This window comes from Cellulomonas sp. KH9, assembly GCF_900114185.1.
GTDB lineage: Bacteria > Actinomycetota > Actinomycetes > Actinomycetales > Cellulomonadaceae > Cellulomonas.
Genome location: NZ_FOSE01000003.1, coordinates 581,773 through 607,261, shown reverse-complemented (window position 1 = coordinate 607,261; position 25,489 = coordinate 581,773). Strand labels below are relative to the sequence as shown.

The 25,489-nt window shown below is 74.9% G+C and carries 21 protein-coding genes, 1 tRNA gene and 1 pseudogene; 6 read left to right on the top strand and 17 right to left on the bottom strand.

Annotation, left to right across the window (positions count from 1 at the left end; all coding sequences use genetic code 11):
• Positions 1-121 precede the first annotated feature (121 nt).
• The 3 genes and pseudogenes from BMZ16_RS12535 to BMZ16_RS19810 all read left to right on the top strand — a co-directional run.
• On the top strand, positions 122-1,009 hold the full coding sequence (locus tag BMZ16_RS12535) for a siderophore-interacting protein (RefSeq protein ID WP_089800878.1): 888 nt from the start codon (positions 122-124) through the stop codon (positions 1,007-1,009).
• Positions 1,010-1,097: 88 nt separating this feature from the next.
• Positions 1,098-1,538 (top strand): YciI family protein, encoded by a 441-nt coding sequence (locus BMZ16_RS12530; RefSeq protein ID WP_089800876.1) that lies wholly within the window; start codon positions 1,098-1,100, stop codon positions 1,536-1,538.
• A gap of 125 nt (positions 1,539-1,663) precedes the next feature.
• Positions 1,664-1,822: pseudogene (locus tag BMZ16_RS19810) on the top strand (PLDc N-terminal domain-containing protein); the annotation flags it as partial.
• Between the two features lie 95 nt (positions 1,823-1,917).
• Here BMZ16_RS19810 and BMZ16_RS12520 read toward each other — a convergent pair.
• From BMZ16_RS12520 to BMZ16_RS12475, 10 genes are all read right to left on the bottom strand, one after another.
• A complete protein-coding gene (locus tag BMZ16_RS12520) occupies positions 1,918-2,796 on the bottom strand; it encodes a M23 family metallopeptidase (RefSeq protein WP_089800874.1) in 879 nt (292 codons plus the stop codon).
• Positions 2,793-3,368, bottom strand: a complete 576-nt coding sequence (locus tag BMZ16_RS12515) for an ArsR/SmtB family transcription factor (RefSeq protein ID WP_089800872.1) — start codon at positions 3,366-3,368, stop codon at positions 2,793-2,795. The genes BMZ16_RS12520 and BMZ16_RS12515 overlap by 4 nt, the downstream gene beginning before the upstream one ends.
• Before the next feature lie 82 nt (positions 3,369-3,450).
• A tRNA-Leu gene (locus BMZ16_RS12510) sits at positions 3,451-3,524 on the bottom strand.
• A 101-nt stretch (positions 3,525-3,625) separates the two neighbouring features.
• Positions 3,626-5,125: an NAD(P)/FAD-dependent oxidoreductase gene (locus tag BMZ16_RS12505; protein WP_089800870.1), complete on the bottom strand. Its 1,500-nt coding sequence runs from the start codon at positions 5,123-5,125 to the stop codon at positions 3,626-3,628.
• Between the two features lie 94 nt (positions 5,126-5,219).
• The gene (locus tag BMZ16_RS12500) at positions 5,220-6,629 is read right to left on the bottom strand and encodes a hemolysin family protein (protein WP_089800868.1); all 1,410 of its coding nucleotides are present in this window, start codon (positions 6,627-6,629) and stop codon (positions 5,220-5,222) included.
• A gap of 124 nt (positions 6,630-6,753) precedes the next feature.
• Positions 6,754-7,962, bottom strand: coding sequence for a hypothetical protein (locus tag BMZ16_RS12495; RefSeq protein WP_089800866.1), 1,209 nt, complete (start codon positions 7,960-7,962; stop codon positions 6,754-6,756).
• Positions 7,959-8,288: a PadR family transcriptional regulator gene (locus BMZ16_RS12490; RefSeq protein WP_089800864.1), complete on the bottom strand. Its 330-nt coding sequence runs from the start codon at positions 8,286-8,288 to the stop codon at positions 7,959-7,961. The genes BMZ16_RS12495 and BMZ16_RS12490 overlap by 4 nt, the downstream gene beginning before the upstream one ends.
• A gap of 215 nt (positions 8,289-8,503) precedes the next feature.
• Complete coding sequence (locus BMZ16_RS12485; protein WP_089801138.1) at positions 8,504-9,457, bottom strand: Ppx/GppA phosphatase family protein; 954 nt, start codon at positions 9,455-9,457, stop codon at positions 8,504-8,506.
• Positions 9,458-9,555: 98 nt separating this feature from the next.
• The gene (locus BMZ16_RS12480; protein ID WP_255366632.1) at positions 9,556-10,077 is read right to left on the bottom strand and encodes a DUF501 domain-containing protein; all 522 of its coding nucleotides are present in this window, start codon (positions 10,075-10,077) and stop codon (positions 9,556-9,558) included.
• A 106-nt stretch (positions 10,078-10,183) separates the two neighbouring features.
• On the bottom strand, positions 10,184-10,657 hold the full coding sequence (locus BMZ16_RS12475) for an FtsB family cell division protein (protein WP_177199689.1): 474 nt from the start codon (positions 10,655-10,657) through the stop codon (positions 10,184-10,186).
• A 407-nt stretch (positions 10,658-11,064) separates the two neighbouring features.
• Between BMZ16_RS12475 and BMZ16_RS12470 the strand changes: the two genes are divergently transcribed.
• The gene (locus BMZ16_RS12470; RefSeq protein ID WP_089800860.1) at positions 11,065-11,409 is read left to right on the top strand and encodes a PadR family transcriptional regulator; all 345 of its coding nucleotides are present in this window, start codon (positions 11,065-11,067) and stop codon (positions 11,407-11,409) included.
• Entirely contained in the window at positions 11,406-11,990 is a 585-nt protein-coding gene (locus tag BMZ16_RS12465) for an HAAS signaling domain-containing protein (protein ID WP_089800858.1), read from the top strand. The genes BMZ16_RS12470 and BMZ16_RS12465 overlap by 4 nt, the downstream gene beginning before the upstream one ends.
• Before the next feature lie 67 nt (positions 11,991-12,057).
• On the opposite strand, the gene eno is transcribed toward BMZ16_RS12465, so the two are convergent.
• Positions 12,058-13,338 carry a phosphopyruvate hydratase gene (eno, locus tag BMZ16_RS12460; RefSeq protein ID WP_089800856.1) on the bottom strand — a complete coding sequence of 427 codons (1,281 nt, stop codon included), beginning with the start codon at positions 13,336-13,338 and terminating at the stop codon, positions 12,058-12,060.
• A gap of 161 nt (positions 13,339-13,499) precedes the next feature.
• Here eno and BMZ16_RS12450 point away from each other — a divergent pair, with 161 nt between their 5' ends.
• Positions 13,500-14,429 (top strand): putative protein N(5)-glutamine methyltransferase, encoded by a 930-nt coding sequence (locus BMZ16_RS12450; RefSeq protein ID WP_369822560.1) that lies wholly within the window; start codon positions 13,500-13,502, stop codon positions 14,427-14,429.
• Positions 14,430-14,566: 137 nt separating this feature from the next.
• Here the strand turns inward: BMZ16_RS12450 and BMZ16_RS12445 are convergent, their stop codons facing one another.
• The 6 genes from BMZ16_RS12445 to mfd all read right to left on the bottom strand — a co-directional run bounded on the left by BMZ16_RS12445 (position 14,567) and on the right by mfd (position 25,278).
• Entirely contained in the window at positions 14,567-16,687 is a 2,121-nt protein-coding gene (locus BMZ16_RS12445; protein ID WP_089800849.1) for an endo-1,4-beta-xylanase, read from the bottom strand.
• A gap of 207 nt (positions 16,688-16,894) precedes the next feature.
• Positions 16,895-18,286, bottom strand: a complete 1,392-nt coding sequence (gene pntB, locus BMZ16_RS12440) for a Re/Si-specific NAD(P)(+) transhydrogenase subunit beta (protein WP_089801134.1) — start codon at positions 18,284-18,286, stop codon at positions 16,895-16,897.
• Between the two features lie 5 nt (positions 18,287-18,291).
• On the bottom strand, positions 18,292-19,848 hold the full coding sequence (locus BMZ16_RS12435; protein WP_089800847.1) for a Re/Si-specific NAD(P)(+) transhydrogenase subunit alpha: 1,557 nt from the start codon (positions 19,846-19,848) through the stop codon (positions 18,292-18,294).
• 276 nt (positions 19,849-20,124) lie between these two features.
• Positions 20,125-20,916, bottom strand: a complete 792-nt coding sequence (locus BMZ16_RS12430; RefSeq protein ID WP_255366613.1) for a nucleoside triphosphate pyrophosphohydrolase — start codon at positions 20,914-20,916, stop codon at positions 20,125-20,127.
• A 14-nt stretch (positions 20,917-20,930) separates the two neighbouring features.
• Complete coding sequence (locus BMZ16_RS12425; protein ID WP_089800846.1) at positions 20,931-21,497, bottom strand: SurA N-terminal domain-containing protein; 567 nt, start codon at positions 21,495-21,497, stop codon at positions 20,931-20,933.
• 142 nt (positions 21,498-21,639) lie between these two features.
• The gene (gene mfd, locus BMZ16_RS12420) at positions 21,640-25,278 is read right to left on the bottom strand and encodes a transcription-repair coupling factor (RefSeq protein WP_089800844.1); all 3,639 of its coding nucleotides are present in this window, start codon (positions 25,276-25,278) and stop codon (positions 21,640-21,642) included.
• Between the last annotated feature and the right edge of the window lie 211 nt (positions 25,279-25,489).

The window sequence follows — 25,489 nt, the reverse complement described above, 5'->3', positions numbered from 1 at the left end:
GGTGCGAGGGCCGGCACCTGCCGACCCAACGGTTGCCCGGGGCATGAGGTTTCCCGCGCCGGACGTGGGCCCGGTCACACCCGGACGCCGTCGGGACGCAGCACGAGGTTAGGCTCACCTGATGAGCGCTACCCGACCGACCGTCCTGCCGCTCGTGGCGCCGCGCCGTCCGGCCCCCGTCCTGGCCCGGGTCGTGCGCACGCAGCGCCTCACGCCGCACCTCGCGCGCGTCGTGCTCGGCGGCCCGGACCTGCGGCCGCTCGCCGACCCCGTGTGCGCCGACTCCTACGTCAAGCTCGGGTTCCTCCCCGACGGCGCCCTCGACGGGTGCCCGCTGGACGACGACGACGGCCGCGTCGACGTCGCGGCGCTGCGCGCCTCCCTGCCGGAGGGCGTCCAGGTGCGGCAGCGCGCGTACACGGTCCGCGCGTGGGACCCCGGAGCCCGTGAGCTGACCCTCGACCTCGTCGTGCACGGCGACGAGGGCCTCGCCGGGCCGTGGGCGGTCGCCGCGTCGCCCGGCGACCGCGTGCTGGTGCACGGGCCCGGTGGCGCGTGGGACCCGCGCCCCGACGTCGACGTGCACCTGCTGGTCGGGGACGCCAGCGCCCTGCCCGCCGTCGCGGTCGGTCTGGAACGCCTGCCGCGCGACGCCGTCGGCGCCGCGTTCGTCGAGGTGCACGGCCCCGAGGACGAGATCGCGCTCGACGCCCCCGCGGGCGTCACGGTCACCTGGCTGCACCACGGCGACGCCCCCGCGGGGTCGACGCTCCCCGAGGCGCTCCGCGCCTGGCCGACCCCCGCCGGGCGCATCGGCGCCTTCGTCCACGGGGAGGCCGGGGCCGTCAAGGAGCTGCGGGCGCACCTGCGGACCCACGGGGTCGCGCGCGCCGACCTGTCCATCTCCGGCTACTGGCGCCTCGGCGCCGACGACGAGAGCTGGCGCGCGAGCAAGAAGGCGTGGAACGCGCAGATCGAGGCCGCGGAGGCGGCCGCCGGGCTGGACTGAGAGGGTCGACGGGGAACGTCGAGAACCTGCTCGCCCACCCGTCATCCAGGTACCGCGCCACCCCGGCGCCCCGAGGACGGAGACCACCATGCCCCGGTACCTGCTGATCGTCGACTTCCGGTCCGGCCCCGACCCCGCACCCATGGAGGAGTGGGACGACGCGGACGTGCAGGCGCACCTCGACCACTACGCCCGGCTGAACGACGAGCTGCGGGCGAGCGGCGAGCTCGTCGGCGGCATCGCCCTCAAGGGCCCCGACGTCGCACGGGTGGTGCGGTCCGACGGACGGTCCGGCACCACCGTGACCGAGGGCCCGTTCGCCGAGTTCTCGGAGTGGTTGGCCGGGTTCCAGGTGGTCGACGTGGTCGACGACGCGCGCGCGGTCGAGATCGCCGCACGCGTGTCCGCCGTCCCGGGCCGTGGCGGGGTGCCCTGCGAGCAGCCGGTGCAGGTCAGGCGGGTCGTCGACGGCGCCATCGCGGACGCCGCCACGATGCGCGACTGGCTCGGCACGGCCGACCGTCGCTGAAGCGGCCGCCCGGGCGCGAGCCGGCCCGGGCGGCGCACACCCCAACGGGTGAGTCCCGACGGAATCGGCACGAGGCTCCCCGCCCCCCGCCGGCGTTCCGGTGCCCACGACGCGAGGGGGACCTGGTGCTGCGCTTCCTGCCGGTGATCGTCGAGATCGCCCTGCTGGTGCTCTGCCTGATCGACTGCATCCAGTCCGACTCCGACCGGGTGCGGAACCTGTCGAAGGGCTGGTGGCTCGTCCTCATCGTCGTGCTGCCCCTCGCGGGCGGCATCGCGTGGCTCACGGTGGGCCGCCCGCAGACGCCGCGCACGCACGTCCCCTGGCCCAGCACGCAGACCGCGGGCTTCCCGGAGGACGAGCCGCCCGGGACCGTGACCTACGCCTCGAACACCTGCCCCGCCGCGGGCACGCCTGGTGTCACCTCGGTCCGGACGGTCGTCGCACGGGAGGTGTCGCGCACGTCGTCGAGGATCCGCGCGTCCCGCCAGCGGAAGGGGATCCCGGCCGCGCGCAGCGGCTGCGGGCGGTCCATGAGCTGCACGTGCAGGTGGGGCTCGGAGGTGTTCCCCGAGTTGCCGACCTCCCCCAGCACGTCGCCGGCGGCGACCCGCCTGCCGGGAGCGACCCGGGCGCTGCCGCGGCGCAGGTGCGCGACCAGCGAGAACACCCCGGCACCGTGGTCGACGACGACGTGGTTGCCGACCACGGCGCCCGGTCCCCCGAGGTCGCGCAGCGTCTCGACGGTCATGAGGTAGGCGAGCGCGGGCCACGACGTGCGGGCCCGGTGGTCACGGCGGCCGTCGACGACGCGCACGACCGTGCCGTCGGCCACCGCGTGGACCGGGAGCCCGAACGACGGGAACGTCTCGGGTCGCGCGAACCCGCCGGTCCACGGCACCACCGGCGGCGTGCCGGGCGGGCTCGGGAGCAGCACGTCGACCGCGTACGCCTGCCCGTACGCCCGCACGCCGTGGCTCGGCACCTGGTCCGCCGGGCTGTTGAGGGCGGTCCAGCGGCCGCGCACGGGTGAGGCGACCTCGACCGGGTCGTGCGCGACCCGGGGCGGCCGCACGAACGCCATCCCGGCGAGCAGCAGCGACACCGCGACCGACACCACGCGCGGCGGGTCGATGACGAACCCCGCCGCGAGCCACGCGGCGATCCCCCACAACCACAGCGGCATCAGCCCCGCCACGCCGCGTCGCACACGGTCGCGGCGACGCTCCGGGGCACGGACGGTCGTGGTGGTGGTCATCGCATACCTCCCAGGACGGTGGTGAGCAGCGGCACGAGCCGCTCGGCGGGCACGACGTGCTCGCCGCCCGCCGCGGTGCGGAGCCAGCCGGCCGCCTGGAGCTGGCGCAGGTGGTGGTACACCTGCCCGGTCGAGCCGACGTCGACCGCCGCCGCCAGGTCACGGGCGGTCCGGGTGCCGTCGAGCACGGCCCGCAGCAGGGCGAGGCGCACGGGGTGCCCGAGTGCCGCCAGGACCGGTGCGACGTCCGCCCAGTCGGCGGCGAGCACGTCGTCGGTGGTCAGGGCGTACTGCCACCGGGCCGTCTCGCCGGCGGGGGTCGTGACGTCGCCGACGACCATGACGGCGCCGCTCGAGCCCGGACCGCCGGCACGCCGGGTGAGGCCGTCGAGCGCCCAGAACGTGTCGGGGTCGGCGCCGCCGGGGGCCGGGGCGTCGGAGGCCGCGGCGGCGGAGGCCGCGGCGTCGGGGAGGGCGGCGTCGGGGTTCGCTGCGGCGGCGGTGGCCGCGCGCTCGAGCGCCGCCACGCGGTCCTCGAGGGCGCGGAGCTGCGCGGCGGTCTCGTCGTCCATGCGCCCACCGTACCGGAATTCTGGAATTCCGTAACCCCGTGCGGACCGCGGGCCGACGTGGGCGCCCGCGCCGGATGGGGGGTGCCCCCGCCGGGGTTCGAACCCGGACTGGACCGGGTTTAAGCCGGTTGCCTCTGCCGGTTGGGCTACGGGGGCGCGTGCGTCATCCTGCCAGCCGCACACGGGCGGGTGCGCGCGGCACCGGACGCACGACGACCCCCCGACCGGTCAGGTCGAGGGGTCGTCGGGAGCGGGTCTCAGGCCGGGCGGGCGTCCCTCTCCGCCGGGGAGTCCTTCTCGGCCTTCTGCGGCGGCAGGGCGGGGGCCTCGGCCACGGGCGCGGCCGGCGCGTCCTTGGGCGCGGCGGGCACGGACGCGGCGCGGAACTCCGCGCGCGGGTCGTGCAGCGAGCCCAGGGCGACGACCTCACGGCGCAGCAGCAGGGAACCGGTCCAGCCCACCGCGATGCGCAGCTTGCGGTTGAAGGTCGGCATGGCGAACACGTGGTACGTCCGGTGCAGGACCCACGCGAGGAACCCGCGCACCTTGATCCTGCCGAACATCTGGGCGACGCCCTTGTACATGCCGAGCGACGCCACGGCACCGACGTTGCGGTGCTTGTACTCGGTGGGCTGCGCCGAGCGCAGCACCAGGGCGAGGTTGTCGCCGATGTGGTTGCCCTCGCGCAGCGCGTGCTGGGCGTTCGGCGGGCAGAACTTGCCGGGGTTGTACAGGTCGGGCACCGCGGCGCAGTCGCCCGCGGCCCAGGCGTCGGCGACGACCGTCCCGTCCTCCGCGGTGACCTGCAGGTACGCGTTGCAGATGACGCGGCCCAGCTTGTCGAGCGGCAGGTCCGACTGCTGCAGGACGGGGTTGGCCTTGACGCCCGCGGTCCACACGATCGTCTCGGCGTCGAACTCCACCTTGTTGGACAGCACCACGTGCCCGTCCACGCACGACGACAGGAACGTCGACAGGAAGATCTCGATGTCGCGCTTGCGCAGCTGCTCGAGCGTGTAACCGCCCAGCTCCTCGCTGACCTCGGGCAGGATGCGCGGGCTGCCCTCGACGAGCACGAACCGCAGCTCCTCCTGCTCGATCTGCTTGTACTTCCGCACGGCGTACCGGGCCATGTCCTCGACCTCGCCGAGCGCCTCGATGCCGGCGAACCCGCCGCCGACGAAGACGAACGTCAGCATCCTGCGACGCAGCTCCGGGTCCCAGGTGGACGCCGCGACGTCGATGCGGCCCAGCACGTGGTTGCGCAGCGCGATGGCCTCCTCGACGTTCTTGAAGCCGATGCCCTGCTCCGCCAGGCCGGGGATGGGCAGCGTCCGCGCGACGGACCCGAGGCCGACGACGAGGTGGTCGTACGTCACCCAGTACGGCTCACCCTCGACCGGCGTGATCTCCACCCGGCGGGCGGCGTGCTCGATCTGCGTGACGTGACCCTGCAGGACGTCGACGCCCTTGAGCGCACGCCGGTGCGGCGCGACGACGTTGCGGGGGTCGATCGACCCGGCGGCGGCCTCCGGCAGGAAGGGCGCGTACGTCATGTACGGGCGCGGGTCGACGACGACGATGGCCGCCTCGCGCTTGCCGAGCCGGCGGCGCAGCCGCCGCGCGGAGTACAGGCCGACGGTGCCGCCGCCCAGCACCAGGACGCGGGGCACCTTGCGGGGCTTGCCGGCGGGGGCCGGCATGAGCGCACCCGCGGGGCGGGCAGCGTCGACGGGGGCGGTGGACGACTGAGGCATACCTCATACGGTAGACGTGCGCACCCTCGGGAACGCCCTCGGCAGCCGGTGACGCCGCGCACACCCCGCGCGGCGGCCCGCCCCCCGGGTCGCGTCAGGGGCCGGCCGGTGGCCCCGGCGCGTCGTCCTCGGCGGGGACCGGCACCCGCTCGACGCGCACGCCGGTGATCCGACGGCGGTCGACCCGGCGCACGCGCAGCACGGTCCGCGTGCCCGTGTCGTCGTCGTCCGGGCCGGGGTCCACGTCGACCGCGTCCCCGGGCTGCGCGATGCGGCCCAGCCGCGCCAGGACGTAGCCGGCGACCGTCTCGTACGGCCCCTCCGGCAGCACGACGCCCGTGCGGTCCGCGAAGTCCTCGAGCGAGAGCCCGGCGTCGACGTCGGTGGCGCCGGCGACCCGCACGGGGACCGGGTCGTACTCGTCGACGATGTCCCCCACCAGCTCCTCGAGGAGGTCCTCGAGGGTGACGATGCCGTCGGTGCCGCCGTACTCGTCGACCACGACGGCGATGTGCGCGCCCGTGCGCCGCATGGTCGACAGCGTCGGGAGCACGGCGTTGGTGCCGGGCAGCGACACGATCGGGCGGGTGACGTCCCCGACCGTGGTGGTCGCGACCTCGACGATCGCCTCGACCACGCCGGCGCGGCCGTGCGTGTCCGGGTCGAGGTCCGCCTCGCGCACGGCGCGCGCCACCGGCGCCAGCAGGTCCCGCACGTGCACGAACCCGACGATGTCGTCGAAGTCCTCACCGGTGACGGGGTAGCGCGAGTACGGCAGCGTCCCGACGGTCCGGGCGGCCTGCGCGATCGGGGCGTCGGCCGCGAGGAACGTGACGTCGGCGCGCGGCCGCATCACCTCGACCAGCGAGCGGTCGCCCGCGTCGAAGACGTCGTCGATGAGGCGACGTTCGTCCTCGGGGAGGTCCGGGTGGGTGCGGACCAGGTCCCGCAGCTCCTCGTCGCTCATCTGGTCGCTCGTCGCGGCCGGGTCGAAGCCCAGCAGGCGCACCACACCGTTGGTGGACTTCGACAGCAGCCAGATCACCGGGGTCATCAGCGCCGCGAACCGGTCCAGCGGCGGCCCCACCCACAGGGAGACCCGCGCCGCCTGCTGCATGGCGATCCGCTTGGGCACGAGCTCGCCCAGCACCAGCGACAGGTACGCGATGACCAGCGTGAGGACGACCAGCGCCACCCCCTCGGCGGTGCCGCGCGCCAGGCCCAGGGACACGAAGACGGGCGCGAGCGACGACGCGAGCGTGGACGCACCGAACGCCGCCGAGAAGAACCCGGCGACGGTGACGCCGATCTGCACGGCCGCGAGGAACCGGTTGGGGTTGCGCGCCACGGCGGCGACCCGGGCCCCGCGCGCGCCCTGCTTCTCGAGCTGCCCGAGCTGCGACTCGCGCAGCGACACCAGCGCCAGCTCGGTCCCGGCGAAGACGCCGCCGATGACGATGAACAGCAGGACGAGGCCGACGTCGGCCCAGGTGTCGGCGGTCACGGGAGTCGGGTCTCAGGTGTCACGAGGCGGTCCAGGGACGAGCGGCGGGGACGTGGCCAGCGTAGGGCCACGTCCCCGCCGCGCTCATCCGGGGCACCCGTCACGGCGCACCCCGGACGGGCGCTCAGGGCGTGCCGGGGGTCGCCCTGGTCGCGGTGACGGTGGTCGGGGAGGTCACCGCCGCGTCGTCCGCCGTCCCGTCGGCGGGCTCATCCGCGTCGTCCGTCGTCCCGTCGGCAGGCTCGCCCGCGCCGTCCGTGGCGTCCTCGGGCAGGGCGAGCGTCGGCGCCTTGGCGAACGGGTACGGCGGGGTGAGCGCCTGCGCGCCGGGCCGCACCCGCCACTCCCCCGTCTCCGCGTCGTTCTCGAAGGCGGACTCCGGCCAGCCCCGCAGCGGGTACACGTTCCACCGCGTCCGCCCGTCCTGCGTCGCCGCGGGGGCGAAGAACCACGGCTCGTCGCTGTCCGGACGCGACCACGCGCTCTGGCCGTCGTCGTAGGTCGTGCGGACCTGCCGGCCCCGGTCGTCGTAGATCTGCACGTCGGTCAGCGGGTTGCCCGCGGCGTCGTACACGAAGAGGTTGCTCACGGCCATGCCGCCCACGACGACGCCGTCGAGCGGGACGCGCTCCACCTGCGTCGGCGCGGCGACGGCGTCCATGTGGTGGTAGGCCCACACCTGGTCCCGCAGCCAGCCGTCGTGGCCCTGCAGCGCGGCGACGACCGGGACCAGCGCGACCGCGGCCAGGACCGAGACCACCTGCATCCGCTCACCCGCCCGGCGCGAGGCGAACCACTGGCCGCGCCCGATCTGCGCGCTGACGACCAGGAGGCCGCCGAGCAGCAGCCAGGCGGCGGGGTGGCTCGGCAGCCACGCCGACTCCGAGGCGAGCACCTGCACGACGACCTGGTAGACGACCCAGGCGCGCAGCACCCACCACACCGGACGCAGGTCCGTGGCGAGCTCCTCGACCGGGGGCCACCACGCCTCGCGGCGCAGGCGGGCGAGGACCCGGGAGGCGGCCGCCCGCACGCGGCGGTCCGGTGCGCGCAGCAGACGCCCCAGGCGGCCCGCGGGGCCGGGCACCGGCTCGGCGGGGGCCAGGCCGGCGGCCGAGCGCAGCTCGGCCGCGTAGGTGGCCGGGGTCCCGAACTCGTCGACCAGCGACGCCCGGTGCGTGCGCCGGTCGTCGGCCAGCGCGTCGGTGAGGTTGGCCTCGAGCCCGTCGGTCAGGTCGTCGACCTGCTCCCGGTCGAGGTCGGCGAGGGCCTCGCGGACCTGCGCGGCGTACGTCCTGACGTCTTGCGCGATCGCGTCGTCCACGATGCTCATGCCACCTCCTCCGTCCCGAGCAGGCGCTGCATCGTGCCTGCGAACTCGTACCAGTCCTTGCGCTGCGCGGTGAGCAGCGCCCGCCCCTGCGCGTTGATGCCGTAGTACTTGCGGTGCGGCCCCTCGTCGCTCGGCACGACGTACGACGTCAGCGCCCCGGACGAGTACAGGCGCCGCAGCGTCCCGTAGACGGAGGCGTCACCGACCTCCTCGATGCCCGCGGCGCGCAGCCGCCGCACGACGTCGTACCCGTAACCGTCCTCGTCCGCCACGACGGAGAGCACGGCCAGGTCCAGCACCCCCTTGAGCAGCTGGGTGGTGTCCATGCGGCCTCCTGCGGTCGGGTGGCCCGCCACGCCGGCCCCCGGGTTCCCCCGAGGGCCGGCGTGCGGCACGTGGTGCAGACGCCCCTCCAGCGCCCGCAGCATGCACACTACTGCGCAGTCCGCACTACTGTCTACGACACGACACAGGGCGTGCCGACTTCACCCGTCGGGGCGTCGCACGCCCCCACCCGTCCGCCGCCGGACGGCCCCCGCGGTCAGCGCTCGGCGATGCTCCAGGCGATCCCGTCGAGGATGTCGTGCTCGGAGGTGACGACCTGCGTCAGCTCCCCGCCGGCGGCGGCGACGTCGGCACGCACCCGCCGCACCACCTCGCGCCACACGAGCGCACCGGCGCCGATGACGTCGACGCGACCCGGGTGCAGGTACGGCAGCGCCGCGCGCTGCTCCCGGGTACGGGCCAGCATGTCCTCGCACGCCACGAGCACGTCGTCGACGCGGAGGACGGCACCGTCGATCCGGTCCCGGTCATAGCGGTCCAGGCCCAGCGCGTGCGCGGTGAGCGTCGTCACCGACCCGGCCAGGCCGACGAGGGTCACCGTGCGGCCCAGCGGCACCACGGCCGCGGCGGCGTCGAGCGCCGCCCGCACGTCGGCGTCGGCCGCCGCCGTCTGCGCCGCGGTCGGCGGGTCGTCGTGCAGGTGCCGCTCGGTCAGGCGGACCGAGCCGACGTCCATGGACACCGCGGCCTCGGGTGCGCCGGTCCCCAGCACCAGCTCGGTCGAGCCACCGCCCAGGTCCACCACCAGGAAGGGCCCGTCGAACCGGCTCGCCAGCACGCCGGTCGCGCCCCGGAACGACAGCCGCGCCTCCTCGTCGCCGGCGACGACCTCGGGGTCCACACCCAGCGCGTCCCGCACGCCCGCGACGAACTCGTCCCGGTTGCGCGCGTCCCGCGTCGCGGACGTCGCGACGAACCGCACCGCCTCGACACCCAGCTCCTCGCACGTCGCGCGGTACCGGCGGGCGGCCGCGAGCGTGCGCTCCAGCGCCTCGGGCGCCAGCAGGCCCGTGCGGTCGACGCCCTGGCCCAGCCGCACCACCTCGTTGCTGCGCTCCAGGTCGACCAGCGTCCCCGCCGCCGGGTCGACGTCGGCGACGAGCAGACGGATGGAGTTGGTCCCGCAGTCGATGGCAGCCACGCGTGTCACCGGCACATCGTGCCACCGCCGACCGACACGTCGGGCCGTGGGACGACCCGCGGACGCCCCAGGGGTCGACCAGCGGACGGCACGCCGGGGTCAGCGGGTCAGCAGGTGCAGCGGTCGGGACGCCAGCGCTCGGCGACCATCTCCAGCGCCAGGTCGCCCACCGGGTTGACGCCGGGTCCCGCGGCCAGCGCGTGCGCGACCAGCACGTGCAGGCACTTGACGCGGTGCGGCATGCCGCCGGCGGAGACGCCCGCGATCTCCGGCACGTGCCCGAGCGCCTCGCGGTCCGCGAGGTACGCCTCGTGGGCGCGCCGGTGCCCCTCCGCGAGCTCCTCGTCCTCGGCCAGCCGCGCCGTCAGCTCCTTCATGACGCCCGTCGCCTCGACGGCGCTGACGGCGGCCACCGCCTGCGGCGACGTCAGGTAGTACGTCGTCGGGAACGGCGTGCCGTCGTCGAGCCGCGGGGCCGTGCGGACCACCAGCGGACGCCCGCACACGCACCGCGCCGCCACGCCGACGACGCCGCGCGGCGGGCGGCCGAGCTGCTCGCGCAGCACCTCGACGTCGCGCGGGCTCACCGCGTCCGCACCGGGGGCGACGGGGGTCGGCGCGTCGGGCAGCGCGGAGGGTCCGGGGACGTCGCGGTGCGCGGTGGGGTCGGGTCGTGCGGGCACGTCGGTCCGTTCGGTCGGCGGGGCGGTCCGTCCATTGTCCCCCACCGGGACGTCAGCCCGTGGGGACCGTGGGCTCCACCGCGGGCAGGGCGGGGTCGGTGGCCGGGTCGGTGGCCGGGTCGTCGGCGGGGACCGCCGGGTCGGCCGGCGGCTCACCGTCGACGTCCAGGGCGCCGGCGACCTGCACGGACTCCCAGACCGTCGCGTACCAGGGCTGCGTCGAGCCGTCGACGGGCGAGGTCGCCGGGCCGTCGGGCGCGACCGGGGTGTCGGGCACGACCTGCGGGTCGACGACGCGGAACGCGGTCTCCCCCGGCATGACGAACGACAGCCGCTCGCGCGCCTGGGCGATGACGTAGGCGTCGTCGTCCCACCGGCGCAGCTCGGCCTCGAGGTCCTCGTTCTCCGCCCGCGCGGCGTCCCGGTCCTGACGCAGCTGCTCGACCTCGGCCCGCGACTGCAGGTACGAGCCCAGCGTGGGGTACACCAGCACGAACGCCACGAGCAGCACGAGCGAGAACACCATCGCCCGGACCGTGAACAACCGGGGTACGGGCAGCCGGGCAGCCTCGGACGGCGTCCCGCGCGGCGGGGTGCCCCCACGACCCGACGTGGGCCGGGACGTGGCGCGCTGGGCACCCGGACGGGACGGCGCCACCTTGGGCACCGCACCGGACCGCGGCGCCGCGGCGCGCACACCGCGCGGCGACGTCGACGACCCGCCAGGCTTGCCTGCCCGCGTACGCGGCGCCCGCGGCACGGCCCCCGACGGCGCCTCGTCACGCCCCGGGCGCCGGCCGGCGCCGGGCGCGGGAGGGCGACGGGGTGAGGACATGGGGACGATTGTGCCTGCCCCGGGCTCGATCGGCCGGACGTGGGAGTGGTGCGCCGCGCTCTCGACGGTTCCTTGCGACGCAAGGTAGCGTGCCTCGCATGCAACCGACGCCGGACGACGTCCGCACCCAGCTGCGGCGCGGGACGCTGGAGTTCTGCGTGCTCGCGCACCTCGCCCGCGGCCCCGCGTACGGGCAGGACATCGCACGCGCCCTGGGCGCCGACCACGTGCTGTTCGCCTCCGAGGGCACGCTCTACCCCCTGCTGACACGCCTGCGCGGCCGCGGGTGGGTGGACACCACGTGGCAGGAGTCCCCCACCGGACCGCCCCGGCGGTACCACCGCCTCACCGACACCGGCCGCGCGGCCCTCGACGCCTTCGTCGAGGTCTGGCGCCCCTACCGCACCGCCGTCGACCGCCTCCTGGAAGGACCACCCGCATGACCACCGTCACGTCGCCGCTCGTCGCCGCGTACCTCGCCGACCTCGAGCGCCGCCTCGCGGGTGCCCCCGCCGCCGACCGCCTCGACGTGCTCGACGCGGTCCGCGAGCACCTCGACGCGGTGTTCGCCGACCTCGGGCACGCACCGGGCGACGACGCCGTGCGGCGCGTGCTCGCCGATCTCGGGAGCCCTGACGATGTCGCGGGCGCCCTCGCCCTCGACGCACCGCCCGCAGGCGGCGACCCCTCACCGCGCACGCCGGGCGTCGTGTGGGTGCTGCTCGTGCTCGCGGGCCTGCCGGCCGGCCTCCTCGTGGGGCTGCTCCTGCTGCCGCTCGCGCTGGTGCACCCGGTCGTGCTGCTGGGCGGGCTCGCCGCGCTCGTCGGCGCCACCCTGCGGGTCGGCTACCGCGCCCACGGCCGCCGCGCGCCTCAGCCACGCCGGCCGTGGCGGCTCGCGTTCGCCGTGGTCCTGCCCGCCGCCGTGATCGCCGGGACGTGGGCCCTCGCGTCGGCGGCGTTCCTCACCGTCGAGTCGGAGGCGGTCCCGAGCGTGTCCGTGACCTCGGTCGCCACGCCCTGAGGCCTCCCCACGCACGACGACGCCCGGCCCACCGTGAGGCGGACCGGGCGTCGTCGTCAGGCGAGGATCAGGCCTGGAAGCGCGGGAAGGCGCTCGCACCGGCGTAGATGCCGGCGTCGTCGAGCTCCTCCTCGATGCGCAGGAGCTGGTTGTACTTGTTGATGCGCTCGCCACGGGCGGGGGCACCGGTCTTGATCTGGCCGGCGTTCGTCGCGACCGACAGGTCGGCGATCGTCGTGTCCTCGGTCTCGCCGGAGCGGTGCGAGGTCATCGTCGTGAAGCCGTTGCGCTGCGCGAGCGAGACCGCGTCGAGCGTCTCGGTCAGCGAGCCGATCTGGTTGAGCTTGACCAGCAGCGAGTTCGCCGCCTTGAGCTTGATGCCCTTGGCCAGACGCTCCGGGTTGGTGACGAACAGGTCGTCGCCGACGATCTGGACCTTGTCACCGACGCGCTCCATGAGGGCGACCCAGCCCTCCCAGTCGTCCTCGGCCAGCGGGTCCTCGATGGACACGAGCGGGTAGTCGGCGACGAGCGCCTCGTAGTACTCGATCATCGCGGCGGCCTGCAGCTTCTGGCCCTCGAACGCGTACTTGTCGTCGGAGAAGAACTCCGTCGACGCCACGTCGAGCGCGAGCGCGACGTCGCGGCCGGGGACGAAGCCGGCCTTCTCGATCGCGGTGATGATGAGGTCGAGCGCGGCACGGTTGCTCGGCAGGTTGGGGGCGAAGCCGCCCTCGTCGCCGAGACCCGTGGACAGGCCGTTGCTCTTCAGCACGGACTTCAGCGAGTGGTACACCTCGGTGCCGGTGCGCAGCGCCTCACGGAACGTGGGGGCGCCGATCGGGGCGACCATGAACTCCTGGATGTCGACGTTGGAGTCGGCGTGCGACCCACCGTTGAGGATGTTCATCATCGGCACGGGCAGGACGTGCGCGTTCGGGCCGCCGACGTAGCGGAACAGCGGCAGGTCGGCCGAGTCGGCCGCGGCCTTGGCGACCGCGAGCGAGACGCCGAGGATCGCGTTGGCGCCGAGCTTGCCCTTGTTGGGCGTGCCGTCCAGCTCGATCAGCGCGGCGTCGACGAGACGCTGCTCCGAGGCCTCGAAGCCGATGAGCTCCGGTGCGATGTCGTCGATCACGGCGTTGACCGCGCCCTGGACGCCCTTGCCGCCGTAGCGGGGGTCGTCGCTGTCACGACGCTCGACGGCCTCGAACGCTCCGGTGGACGCGCCCGAGGGGACGGCCGCGCGGGCGATCGTGCCGTCGTCGAGAGCGACCTCGACCTCGACAGTGGGGTTGCCGCGCGAGTCAAGAATCTCGCGGGCGCCGACGGCCTCAATGCTGGCCATGGCTGCTCCTTCGACAGACGGTGGGTTTGCCTCCCCAGCCTAGTGCCGCCGGTGACCACGTGCCGGGGGACCTTCGGCTGCTGGACACGTCCCCCTGACCAGGCAGGATGCGGCGCCCCGTGCACCCTGCCGCCGGGGCGCGGGACGTGCGACCATGCGGCGTGACCTCCGGACCCTCCGCCGCGGGACCTGCAGGACCCGACGCCAGGAGGCCCGCGGACCCCCCGGCGGCGCTCGTCGCGCGGCTGCGCGCGGCGGGCTGCGTGTTCGCGGAGGACGAGGCCGCGCTGCTCGTCGCCGCGGCGGCGGAGCGCCGGCGGACCGGCGGCCGGGGTGCGGCCGGCGAGGCGCCCGACGGGTCGCCCGGCGGCGCGGGGGGCCCGGGCGACGACGCGGAGGGCCCGGGTGACGACCCCGTGCTCGCCGCGCTCGTGGCACGCCGCGTCGGCGGCGAGCCGCTGGAGACGGTGCTCGGCTGGGTCGCGTTCGCGGGCCTGCGGCTGCTGGTCGGGCCGGGCGTGTTCGTGCCGCGGCGCCGCACGGAGCTGCTGGCGCGCACGGCGGCAGGACTGGCCCGGGCGGCCGGACCGGCGCCGGTCGTCGTCGAGGCGTGCTGCGGCGTCGCACCCGTCGCCGCGGTCGTCGCCCGGGACGTGCCCGGCGCGGACGTGCACGCGGCCGACCTGGACCCCGTGGCCGTCACGTGGGCTGCCCGCAACCTCGCCGGTGTGGGCCGCGCCTGGGCGGGCGACCTGCTCGACCCGCTGCCCGCGGACCTGCGCGGCCGGGTCGACGTGCTCGTGGCGAACGCCCCCTACGTCCCGCACGACGCGATCGCGACCATGCCGCCCGAGGCGCGCGAGCACGAGCCGCGCGTCGCCCTGGACGGCGGACCGGACGGCGTCGACGTGCAGCGCCGCCTGCTCGCCGCCGCGGGCGCGTGGCTGCGCCCGGGCGGTCACGTCCTGGTCGAGACGAGCCTGCGCCAGACGGACCTCACCCGCGCCGCGTGCCCGCGAGGCTGGGCGACCGAGGTGCTGCACGACGACGACGTCGACGGGACGGTCGTCGTCGCCCACCACCCCGGCTGACGCCCCGCGCGCTCCCCCGGGGCGTCCACGGAGCGGGACGGGGTCGACGCGAGACCGGGCTCAGACCGCTGATCGGCCCCGGTCAGCGACCTCCGCCCGGCCCCGCGAGCAGACCGTCCCCGCCGGTGGACGCGCCCCTACGCGACCGCGCACGGGACGCCGTCGAGCGCGAACGACGTCGGCCGCGGGTTGCTGCCCGGGTGCGAGCCGTTGAAGCCGATCTCGACCGACCCGCCCGGTGCGAGCGACCCGTTCCACGCGGCGTTGGTCGCCGTGACGCGGGCACCGGACTGCGTCCAGGACGCCGACCAGCCCTGCGTCACCCGCTGCCCACCGTCGAGGCTGAACGTCAGCGCCCACCCCGACAGCGCCGAGGTCCCGGTGTTGGTGACGCGGACACCCGCGGTGAAGCCGGTGTTCCAGTCGTTCGTCGTGTACACGACGCGGCAGCCGCGCGTGACGCCGGGCGTCGGCGTCACCGTCGGCGTGACGCCCGGCGTCGGCGTGACGCCCGGCGTCGGCGTGACCGTCGGCGTGACGCCCGGCGTCGGCGTGACCGTCGGCGTGACGCCCGGCGTCGGCGTGACCGTCGGCGTGACGCCCGGCGTCGACGTGACCGTCGGCGTGACGCCCGGCGTCTGCGTGACCGTCGGCGTGGGCGTCGTCCCGATGCGCGACGGGTCGACGATCCCCCAGTACGCGGGCTTGGCCTGCAGCGCACCGTCGAAGAGCAGCGGCGCCGCACCGGACCGCAGCCACGTCCGCGAGTCCTCCAGGCCCCACACGGTGATCGACTCCAGCGACGACGCGTGCCGCTCGAGCATGTCGAGCACGTCGCGGTAGTAGTAGCCCTGCTCGAGCAGCCGGTCGGCCGGCGGCGTGGTCCACTGCTCGCCCTCGTGGCGGTAGGTCGACACGTCGAGCTCGGTGACGGCCTGCGTGACGTCGAGGGCCTCGAACGCCTCGATGGTGTCCTCGATCATCGGGACGGAGCGGCCCACCTCGACGTGCAGCTGGTGCCCGACGCCGTCGACCGGCACGCCCTGCGCGAGCAGGTCGGTGACGAGCCGCAGGTAGGGCGCGCGCTTGTCCGGGTACTCGGAGTTGTAGTCGTTGATGAACAGCTGCACCTCGGGGCCGAACGCGTCGCGCGCGTACCGGAAGGCGTCCGCGATGTACGACGGGCCGAGGACGCGGTACCACTCGCTGCGGCGCAGACCGTCGGGCTGGTTCTCGTCGATGACCTCGTTGACCACGTCGAACGCGAAGACCGGGTTGCCCGGCGTGCCGTACTCGCCGTACGTCTCGCGGTAGTGGTCGGCGACGGCCTCGATGTGCGTGCGCAGGCGCTCGCGCAGCAGCGCCTGGTCGGCCGAGGACGTCGTCAGCGCGGCACCGTCGCGCTGGAAGAACCAGGCGGGCGTCTGCTGGTGCCACAGGAGCGTGTGGCCGTAGACGCGCATGTCGTGCTCGAGCGCCCAGTCGACGAGGCCGTCGGCCGCCGCGAACGTGAAGGTGCCCTCGGTCGGCTGGATCGCGTCGGGCTTCATCTGGTTGCCGGGGGTGATCTGCTCGGCGTGGTGCGCGAGGAGGTCGCCGCGGCCGCCGAGCAGGTCCTGCGGCTCCACCGCGATGCCGAACGGCACGGACACCGCGTCCGCGACGGGGGTCAGCGACAGGTCGGGGGTGTAGCGCACGCCGGACACCAGCACGTCGTCGACCATGACGTCGGCGGGCGAGGACACGGACTCGACGTAGAGCGACGCGGTGTCGAACAGGCCGGGGGTGTACGTCGCCGTGACCTGCCGCCACTGGCTGCTCACGCCCTCGACGGTGGTGACCGTCTCGTACGACGGCTGCCCGTCGAGGTCCCGCTGCACGGAGACCCGCAGGTCGGCGGTTCCCGCGCCGTCGGGCAGCCGCAGCCACAGGCCGATCGTGTAGGTGGTGCCGGGCTCGAACACGTCCGTCACCGGGATCAGCGCACCGTCCCACGGGTCGACGCGGTCCTGCACCAGCAGGCTCCCGGTGCCGCGGGCACCGGTCGCGGTGGTGCTCACGCTCGCGGCGCCGCGCGCCTGCCAGCCGTCGAGGCCGGACTCGAAGTCGCTCGTCAGCACCACGCCCGGCGACAGGGCACGGGCGGGCGTCGCGAGCGACGCCAGGGACCCGGCGGCGACCAGGGCGACGGCGACCAGGGCCGCCGCGGCGGCGACGAGCGGTCGGAGGGCCGACGGGACGGGACGGGCGGACGGCATGGTGGGCTCCTCGCGCTGGGGTGGATCGTCACAGCACGACCCCGCGCGAGGTTAGGTCCGCCCATCCGCGGCAGGCAGCCCACGAACCGTTTCAGCACCGGTCCGTCTCAGCGCCGGTCGGCCCGGTACGGCACGACGGCACCGGCGGGATCCCGCCGGTGCCGTCGTCGGCGTCGGCCGACCGTCCCGGTCAGGCCACCGTCCTGGTCATCCCACCGTCAGGGGCGCGACGATCTGCTCCACCTGGTCCTTCGCGTCGCCGAACAGCATCGCGGTGTTCTCGCGGAAGAACAGCGGGTTCTGCACGCCGGCGTACCCGGTGGCCATCGACCGCTTGAACACGATGACCTGCTTGGCCTTCCACACCTCGAGCACGGGCATGCCCGCGATCGGGGACGACGGGTCGTCCAGCGCGGAGGGGTTCACGGTGTCGTTGGCGCCGATGACCAGCACGACGTCGGTGTCCGCGAAGTCGTCGTTGATCTCGTCCATCTCCAGGACGATGTCGTACGGCACCTTCGCCTCGGCCAGCAGCACGTTCATGTGGCCGGGCAGGCGGCCGGCCACCGGGTGCACGGCGAACCGCACGTCGACGCCCTGGCCGCGCAGCTTCGCGACGAGGTCGGCCACCGGGTACTGCGCCTTGGCGACGGCCATGCCGTAGCCGGGGGCGATGACGACGCGCTGCGCGTCGCGCAGCATGTCGGCCACCTCGACCGCCGTCACCTCACGGTGCTCGCCGTAGTCCGTGTCGCCCGCGGCGACCTTCCCGCCCTCGGCCCCGAACCCGCCGAGGATCACGGAGACGAACGACCGGTTCATGGCCTTGCACATGATGAACGAGAGGATCGCGCCGGAGGACCCGACGAGCGCGCCGACGATGATGAGCAGGTCGTTGCTCAGCATGAAGCCGGCGGCCGCCGCCGCCCACCCGGAGTACGAGTTGAGCATCGACACGACGACCGGCATGTCGCCGCCGCCGATCGACGCCACCAGGTGCCACCCGAGCGCGAGCGCGACCACCGTCATCAGCGCGAGCGGCAGCAGCGAGTGGTCCGCCAGGAACCAGGCCATGAGCCCGCCCGACGCGACCAGCGCCCCGAGGTTCAGCCAGTTGCGGCCCGGCAGCATCATCGGCGCGCTCTTGATCCGCGCCGACAGCTTGAGGAACGCGACGATCGACCCGGTGAACGTGACGGCACCGATGAGCACGCCGAGGAACACCTCGACCAGGTGGACGGCGTCCGGCGCCTCGGTGAGGAACGAGTTGAAGCCGACGAGCACCGCGGCGAGGCCGACGAACGAGTGCAGCACCGCGATCATCTCGGGCATCTGCGTCATCTCGACGCTGCGGGCGCGCCAGATGCCGATGCCGGCACCGAGCGCGAGCGCCATGGCGATGAGGAACAGCGTCACAGCGACGGGCCGCTGGGAGACGTCGGCCGCGAGCGCGACCGTGGCGAGCAGCGCGAGCACCATGCCCGCGATGCCGTAGAGGTTGCCGCGGCGCGCGGTCTCCTGCTTGCTGAGCCCCGCGAGGGACAGCACGAAGAGGATCGCCGCGATCAGGTAGACGGCCTGGGCCAGTGACGTGAGCACGCCCGTCACGCCTCCTTCCGGAACATGTGGATCATGCGGAACGCGACGAGGAACCCGCCGAAGATGTTGATCGCGGCGACCGTGGCGGCCACGAACGCCAGGGTGCTGACCACCCAGCTCGAGTGCCCGATCTGCAGCAGCGCGCCGACCAGGATGATGCCGCTGATGGCGTTGGTGGTCGCCATGAGCGGGGTGTGCAGCGAGTGGCTGACGTTCGAGATGACGTAGTAGCCCACGACCACCGCGAGCGCGAAGACGGTCGCGTGCCCGAGGAAGGAGGCGGGCGCGGCCGTCAGCGCGAGGACCGTGAGGACGGCACCCAGCCCGGCGAGCACGGCGTTGCGGCGCCCGCGGCGCTGCGCGGCGGCGACGGCGGCGGCCTTCCTCGCGGCGGCCTCCTCCGGCGTCTCGACGGGTGCGGGCGCGACGGCGGCGGGTGCCGCGGAGACGGCCACGGGCGGCGGGGGCCACGTGACGTCACCGTCCGTGGTGACGGTCATGCCGCGCTGCACCGGGTCGTCGAGGTCGAGCACGAGCTCGCCGTCCTTGCCCGGCGTGAGCAGGGCCAGCAGGTGCACGACGTTGGTGCCGAAGAGCTGGGACGTGTGCTGCGGCATGCGGCTGGGCAGGTCGGTGTACCCGAGCACGATCACGCCGTTGTCCGACACGACGCGCTCGCCGGGGACCGTCAGCTCGCAGTTGCCGCCGCCGGAGGCGGCCAGGTCGACGATCACCGAGCCCGGCCGCATCGCGGCGACCATCTCCTTGGTGATGGTCCGCGGCGCCTGCCCCCGCACGAGCGCGGTGGTGACGACGACGTTGGCCCACGCGGTCTGCTCGGCGTACATCTGCGCGGTCAGGCGCTCCTGCTCGGCCGTGAGCTCGCGCGCGTAGCCGTCGGTCGAGACCTCCTGGCTGGCGCCCTCGGCCTGCACGAACGTCGCACCCATGGACTCGATCTGCTCGCCCACCTCGGGGCGGACGTCGAAGGCCCGCACCTGCGCGCCCAGGCTGCTGGCCGTGCCCAGGGCGGCGAGTCCCGCGACCCCCGCACCGATGACGAAGACGTTGGCCGGCGGGGTCTTGCCGGCAGCGGTCACCTGCCCGGTGAACATGCCGCCGAACTCCTCGGCCGCCTCGATCACCGCGCGGTAGCCGGCGACGTTCGACAGCGTCGACAGGACGTCGAGCGCCTGCGCGCGGGAGATGCGCGGCACGGCGTCGAGGGCCAGCGCCGTGATCCCGGACGCGGCGAGCCGCTCGGCGAGGCCCGGGTCGGCGAACGGCGCCATCGTCGCGACGAGCGTGCTGCCACGACGCATCGTGGCGACGTCCGACGGCAGGTGCACCGCGGTGACGACGTCGGCGGACATGACGTCCGCGCGCTCGGTCACGGTGGCACCGGCCTGGCGGTACGCGTCGTCGGTGAACGTCGCCGCCGCACCGGCGTCGTGCTCGACGAGCACGTCGTAGCCCAGGGCGCGGAGCTTCGCGACGGTCGCGGGCGTGGCGGCCACGAGCCTCTCGCCCGGGCGCTGCTCGCGCGGGACGCCGATCCTCATGCGTGCTCTCCTTCGACGGTGACGGTGAGCGGGCGGGCCCGCTCGCAGGCACATCCTCCCGGCGCACGGCCGGTGATGTGTCGGACCTTGGACCCGGCGAGCGCGTTCCACGATGTCTTTCACGTGCCCGCGCGGCGTCCACCCCATGGTCGTCCCAGCCCTCGAGACGCACCCGCCGAGCCCTGCCGGCTCGTCCGCCCCGGGTGGCGGGCCGCACCGACCCCGCATGCACGGGTGACGACCGGGTCCACGCGGCGGCGGGACCCGATCGACCGCTCACGGGCGGGGCGCGGGCGGTTCGGTGCGCCGGACGGTGGCCTCCCAGCGCGCCGTCGCGCCGCGCAGCGCCGCCTCCGCGTCGACGCCGGCCGCGTGCGCGGCGGCCACCAGCGCGAGCAGCGTGTCGCCCAGGGCCTCGGGCGAGGACGGTGCGGGCGGCGTCCCCTCCCGACCCGACGGTGCGGGCGGGGACGGCACCGGGACCTGGTCCAGCAGGCCGGCGCGGTCGGCCCGCGTGACCAGCTTCTGGGCACGGGCGAGCGCACCGAGGCTCGCCGGGACACCGTCGAGCGCGGACGTGCGGGCCGGCTTCTCGGCGCGCTTGAGCAGCTCCCAGCGGGCGTCGACGGTCCGCGCGTCGGGCGGCTCGTCGCCGGTGCCGGCGGCGAAGACGTGGGGGTTGCGACGGACGAGCTTGGCGACCAGCGCGTCGGCGACGTCCGCCACGTCGAACGGGTCGTGGGGGTCGTCGGACGCGACGCGGGCGTGCACGAGGACCTGCAGCAGCAGGTCGGCCAGCTCCTCGCGCATCCCCGCACGGTCGGCCGCCTCGACGGCCTCGACGAGCTCGTGCGCCTCCTCGACCACGTACGGCAGCAGCGACCCGTGCGTCTGCTCCGCGTACCAGGGGCAGCCGCCGGCCGAGCGCAGCCGGTCCATGGTCGCGACGGCACGCGTCAGCGCCGCGGCGGCGCGCCCAGCGTCGGGCGTGGTGCCCGGCACCGTCCCGGGCACCACCGCAGGAGCCTGCGTCGGGTCCTGCGTCGGGTCCTGTGCCGGGTCGGGCACGGCGGTGCCGCGGGTCAGGGGGTCGGCGCGGGCTCGCCCGCGGGGGGCACGGAGCCCGGGTCCACGGCCACGGCGACGTCGTCCGTGACGATCCACGGCGGCGTCGTCGGCGGGGCGACGCCGAGGTCGGTCGTGAACTCCCCGAACCGGGGGTTCACGACGATGTCCGCGTCGAGGACCCGCGCCTGGTACTCGGCGACGGCGGCGGCCGGGTCGGGGGCGTCCTGCAGCGCCGCCACGGCCAGGGAGTAGCGGGCGATGGCCACGGCACCCGGGCCGAACTCCATCCGCGCGGCCTCCTGCTCACCGACGGCACGCTCCGCCACGGTGCGCAGCAGGTCGAGCGCCTGCTGGTCGCTCACGCCGTCACCCTGCTCGGCGGCGAGCTCGGTCGCGAACGGCTCGGTGATGAGGACGCCCAGGACGTCCTGCGGCCCCGCACCCTGGAAGATCGGGGTGAGCTCCTCGAACGTCGTCGCGAGCTCGGCCGTCGTGATCGCACGACCGTCGACCACGGCCGCGTCGCCCGGGTGCGTCGAGCACCCGGCGAGCAGCCCGCCCGTCACGACCGCAGCCGCCACCAGGACGCGCCCTCGCGTCCGTCGTCCCACCGCCACCAGGGCCTCCCGCTCACGTTCCGTAGGGGTCGCGAGCCATCGTAGGCCCTGGTGGTGTGCGCCCCGTCACCAGCACCGGCGCGCACGCCACCGGGACGCACCCGCGTCAGCGGGCCGCCGTGCCCGCGGCGGCGGCTGCCGAGACGTCCCCGCGGACCACCGCGTCGATGAACTGCCGCGCCCACGTGAGCACCTCGCGCCCGTGCAGCGGCTTGCCGCCGATGCGCGCGGTGGTGGGGAACGGCACCAGCACCGTGCGCACCGCCGGCTTGAGCACCGACCCCGGGTACAGCCGCTTGAGCCGCAGCTGCGCGGACTCCGGCAGCTCGACCGGCGCGAACCGCACGAACCGGCCCTGGGCGGTGACGTCCGCGATGCCCGCGGCGCGCACGTGCAGCCGGAACTGCGCGACCTCGAAGAGGTTGTCGACGGCCTCGGGCACCGGGCCGTACCGGTCGACGAGCTCGGCGTGCACCTCGCGCAGCGTCGCCTCGTCGGTCGCCGCGGCGATCTTGCGGTACGCCTCCAGACGCAGCCGCTCGTGCGCGATGTAGTCGTGCGGCACGTGCGCGTCGACGGGCAGCTCGATGGTGACGTCGGGCAGCTCCTCGGCGGCCTCGCCGCGGAACGACGCGACGGCCTCGCCCACCATCCGCACGTACAGGTCGAACCCGACGCCCTCGATGTGCCCGGACTGCTCGCCGCCCAGCAGGTTGCCGGCGCCGCGGATCTCGAGGTCCTTCATGGCCACGGCCATGCCGGCGCCGAGGTCGGTGTGCGCGGCGATGGTCTGCAGGCGGTCGTGCGCGGTCTCGGTGAGCGGCACCTCGGGCGGGTACAGGAAGTACGCGTACGCCCGCTCGCGCCCGCGCCCCACGCGCCCGCGCAGCTGGTGCAGCTGGGACAGCCCCAGGCGGTCGGCCCGCTCGAGGATGAGGGTGTTGGCGTTGGAGATGTCCAGGCCGGTCTCGACGATGGTCGTGCAGACCAGGACGTCGAACTTCTTCTCCCAGAAGTCGACGATGACCTCCTCGAGCCGGTGCTCGCCCATCTTGCCGTGCGCCACCGCGATGCGGGCCTCGGGGACCAGCTCGTTGAGGCGCGCCGCGGTCCGCTCGATCGACTCCACCTTGTTGTGGACGTAGAAGACCTGACCCTCGCGCAGCAACTCACGGCGGATCGCGGCCGAGATCTGCTTCTCCTCGTACGGCCCGACGAACGTCAGCACCGGGTGGCGCTCCTCCGGCGGCGTGGCCAGCGTCGACATCTCGCGGATACCCGTCACGGCCATCTCGAGCGTGCGCGGGATCGGGGTCGCGCTCATCGCGAGCACGTCCACGTTGGTGCGCAGCGCCTTGAGCGTCTCCTTGTGCTCGACGCCGAAGCGCTGCTCCTCGTCGATGATGACCAGGCCCAGGTCCTTGAACCGCACGCTGCCGGTGATGAGCCGGTGCGTACCGATGACGACGTCCACCGACCCGTCGGCCAGCCCGTCGATCACCTCCGTCGACTCCTTGGCGGACTGGAACCGCGACAGCGCCTTCACGTTCACCGGGTACGGCGCGTACCGCTCGGTGAACGTGTCCAGGTGCTGCTGCACCAGCAGCGTCGTCGGCACCAGCACCGCGACCTGCTTGCCGTCCTGCACGGCCTTGAACGCCGCGCGCACGGCGATCTCCGTCTTGCCGTAGCCGACGTCGCCGCAGACCAGCCGGTCCATGGGGACCGTCTTCTCCATGTCGGCCTTGACCTCGTCGATCGTGGCGAGCTGGTCAGGGGTCTCGACGTACGCGAACGCGTCCTCGAGCTCGCGCTGCCAGGGCGTGTCGGGGCCGAAGGCGTGGCCGGGCGTCGCCATGCGCGCCGAGTACAGCCGGATCAGCTCGGCCGCGATCTCCTTGACGGCCTTGCGCGCGCGGCCCTTGGTCTTCTGCCAGTCCGAGCCGCCCATGCGGTTGAGCGTCGGGGCCTCGCCGCCGACGTACTTGGTGACCTGGTCCAGCTGGTCGGTGGGCACGTACAGCCGGTCCCCCGGCTGGCCGCGCTTGCTCGACGCGTACTCGACCACCAGGTACTCGCGCGTCGCGGCCGACGCGCCGGACCCGATGGTGCGCTGCACCAACTCGACGAACCTGCCCACACCGTGCTGCTCGTGCACCACGAAGTCGCCGGGGCGCAGCTGCAGCGGGTCGACCACGTTGCGCCGCCGGCTGGGCATGCGGCGCATGTCGCGCGTGCTGGACCCGGCGCGACCGGTGAGGTCCGCCTCGCTGAAGACCGCCAGGTGCAGCCCCTCGTGCACGAACCCGGGGCCGACGGGCGCGGGCGTGACCAGCACGACCCCGCCCTCGGGCTCGTCCGGGACCGTGGCGACCAGGCGCGCCGGGACGTCGGCCGCCCGGAGCTGCTCGACCATGCGCTGCGCCGGGCCGTGGCCGTCGGTCGCGAGCACCAGCCGCCAGCCGTCGTGCTGCAGCCGGCGCACGTCGTCGACGGCCCGCGCGACCTCACCGCGGTACCGCTCGACCTCGCGCGCCCCGACGACGAGCGTGCGGACGTCGCTCTCCGCGCCCGGCCCGTCCGACGGCCCGCCGTCCCCGGTCACCGCGTCCGCGTCGAGCGTGAAGCCCGACAGCGTCCACCAGCCCAGCGCGCGCACCGCGGCCAGCCCGCGCACCTCGGCGAACGACGCGAACGACGCCGCCGACAGGTCCAGCGGGGTCGCGGCGCCCGCCGCGGCGGACGTCCAGGCCGCCTCCAGGAACTCCCGGGTGGTGGCCACGAGGTCGTGCGCCCGGCGCCGCACGCGCTCCGGGTCGACGACGACCAGCAACGACTCCTGGGGCACCAGCTCCAGCACCGGGACCATCCGGTCGACGAGCACCGGCGCGAGGGACTCCATGCCCTCGACGGCGATGCCCTCGGCCAGCTTGTCGAGCATGTCCAGCGCCCCGGGCAGCTGCTCACGCAGCGACGCCGCCCGCGCACGCACCGCGTCGGTCAGCAGGATCTCCCGGCACGGCGGCGCCCACAGCCCGTGGTCCGCCACCTCGAGGCTGCGCTGGTCGGCGACGGAGAACCAGCGGATCTCCTCGACGTCCTCGCCCCACAGCTCGATGCGCAGGGGGTGGTCCTCGGTGGGCGGGAACACGTCGAGGATGCCGCCGCGGACGGCGAACTCCCCCCGCCGCTCGACCATGTCGACGCGCGTGTACGCCGCGTCGACGAGCCGCTGCGCGAGGTCGTCGAGGTCGACCGTGTCACCGGTGTGCACCTCGACGGGCGCCAGCTCGCCCAGCCCCTCGACGACGGGCTGCAGCATCGCCCGGACCGGCATGACGAGCACCCGCACCGGGCCGGACGGGCCGGGCTCGGGGTCCGGGTGCGCCAGGCGGCGGAAGACGGCGAGCCGACGGGCCACCGTGTCCGAGCGCGGGCTCAGCCGCTCGTGCGGCAGCGTCTCCCAGCTCGGCAGCACGGCGACGTCGTCGTCCGGCAGGTAGCAGCGCAGGGCACCGGCGAGCTCGTCGGCGTCCCGCCCCGTCGCGGTGACGACGACCAGCGGCCGACCGGCGCCCACGGCGTCACGCGCCGTCGGGTGCGCGCCCGCGAGCGCCGCGAGCAGCGGCGGGCGGATGCCCGCGGGACCGACGACGTCGAGCTCGCCCCGGGCGCGCACGGACGCGACCGCCTCCGCGGCGGCGGGGTCGGCGAGGAGGGCGGGCAGGAGGCCGGTGAGGTCCATGACGGTCCTTCGTGCAGGGGTCGTACGACGGCAGGCAGCACTTCAGCCCCGGATCCACGGGGGACCGGGGTACCCCACGAGTCTACGGACGTCGGCACGGCGGGCAGGGCGAGCACCCGTCGCACCGACCACCCGGGCCGCCCGCGGGCTTTCACCCGGGGAGCCTGTGGGCGCGACGGCGACCGGCTGTCAGTCTGGAACGGCCGATGTG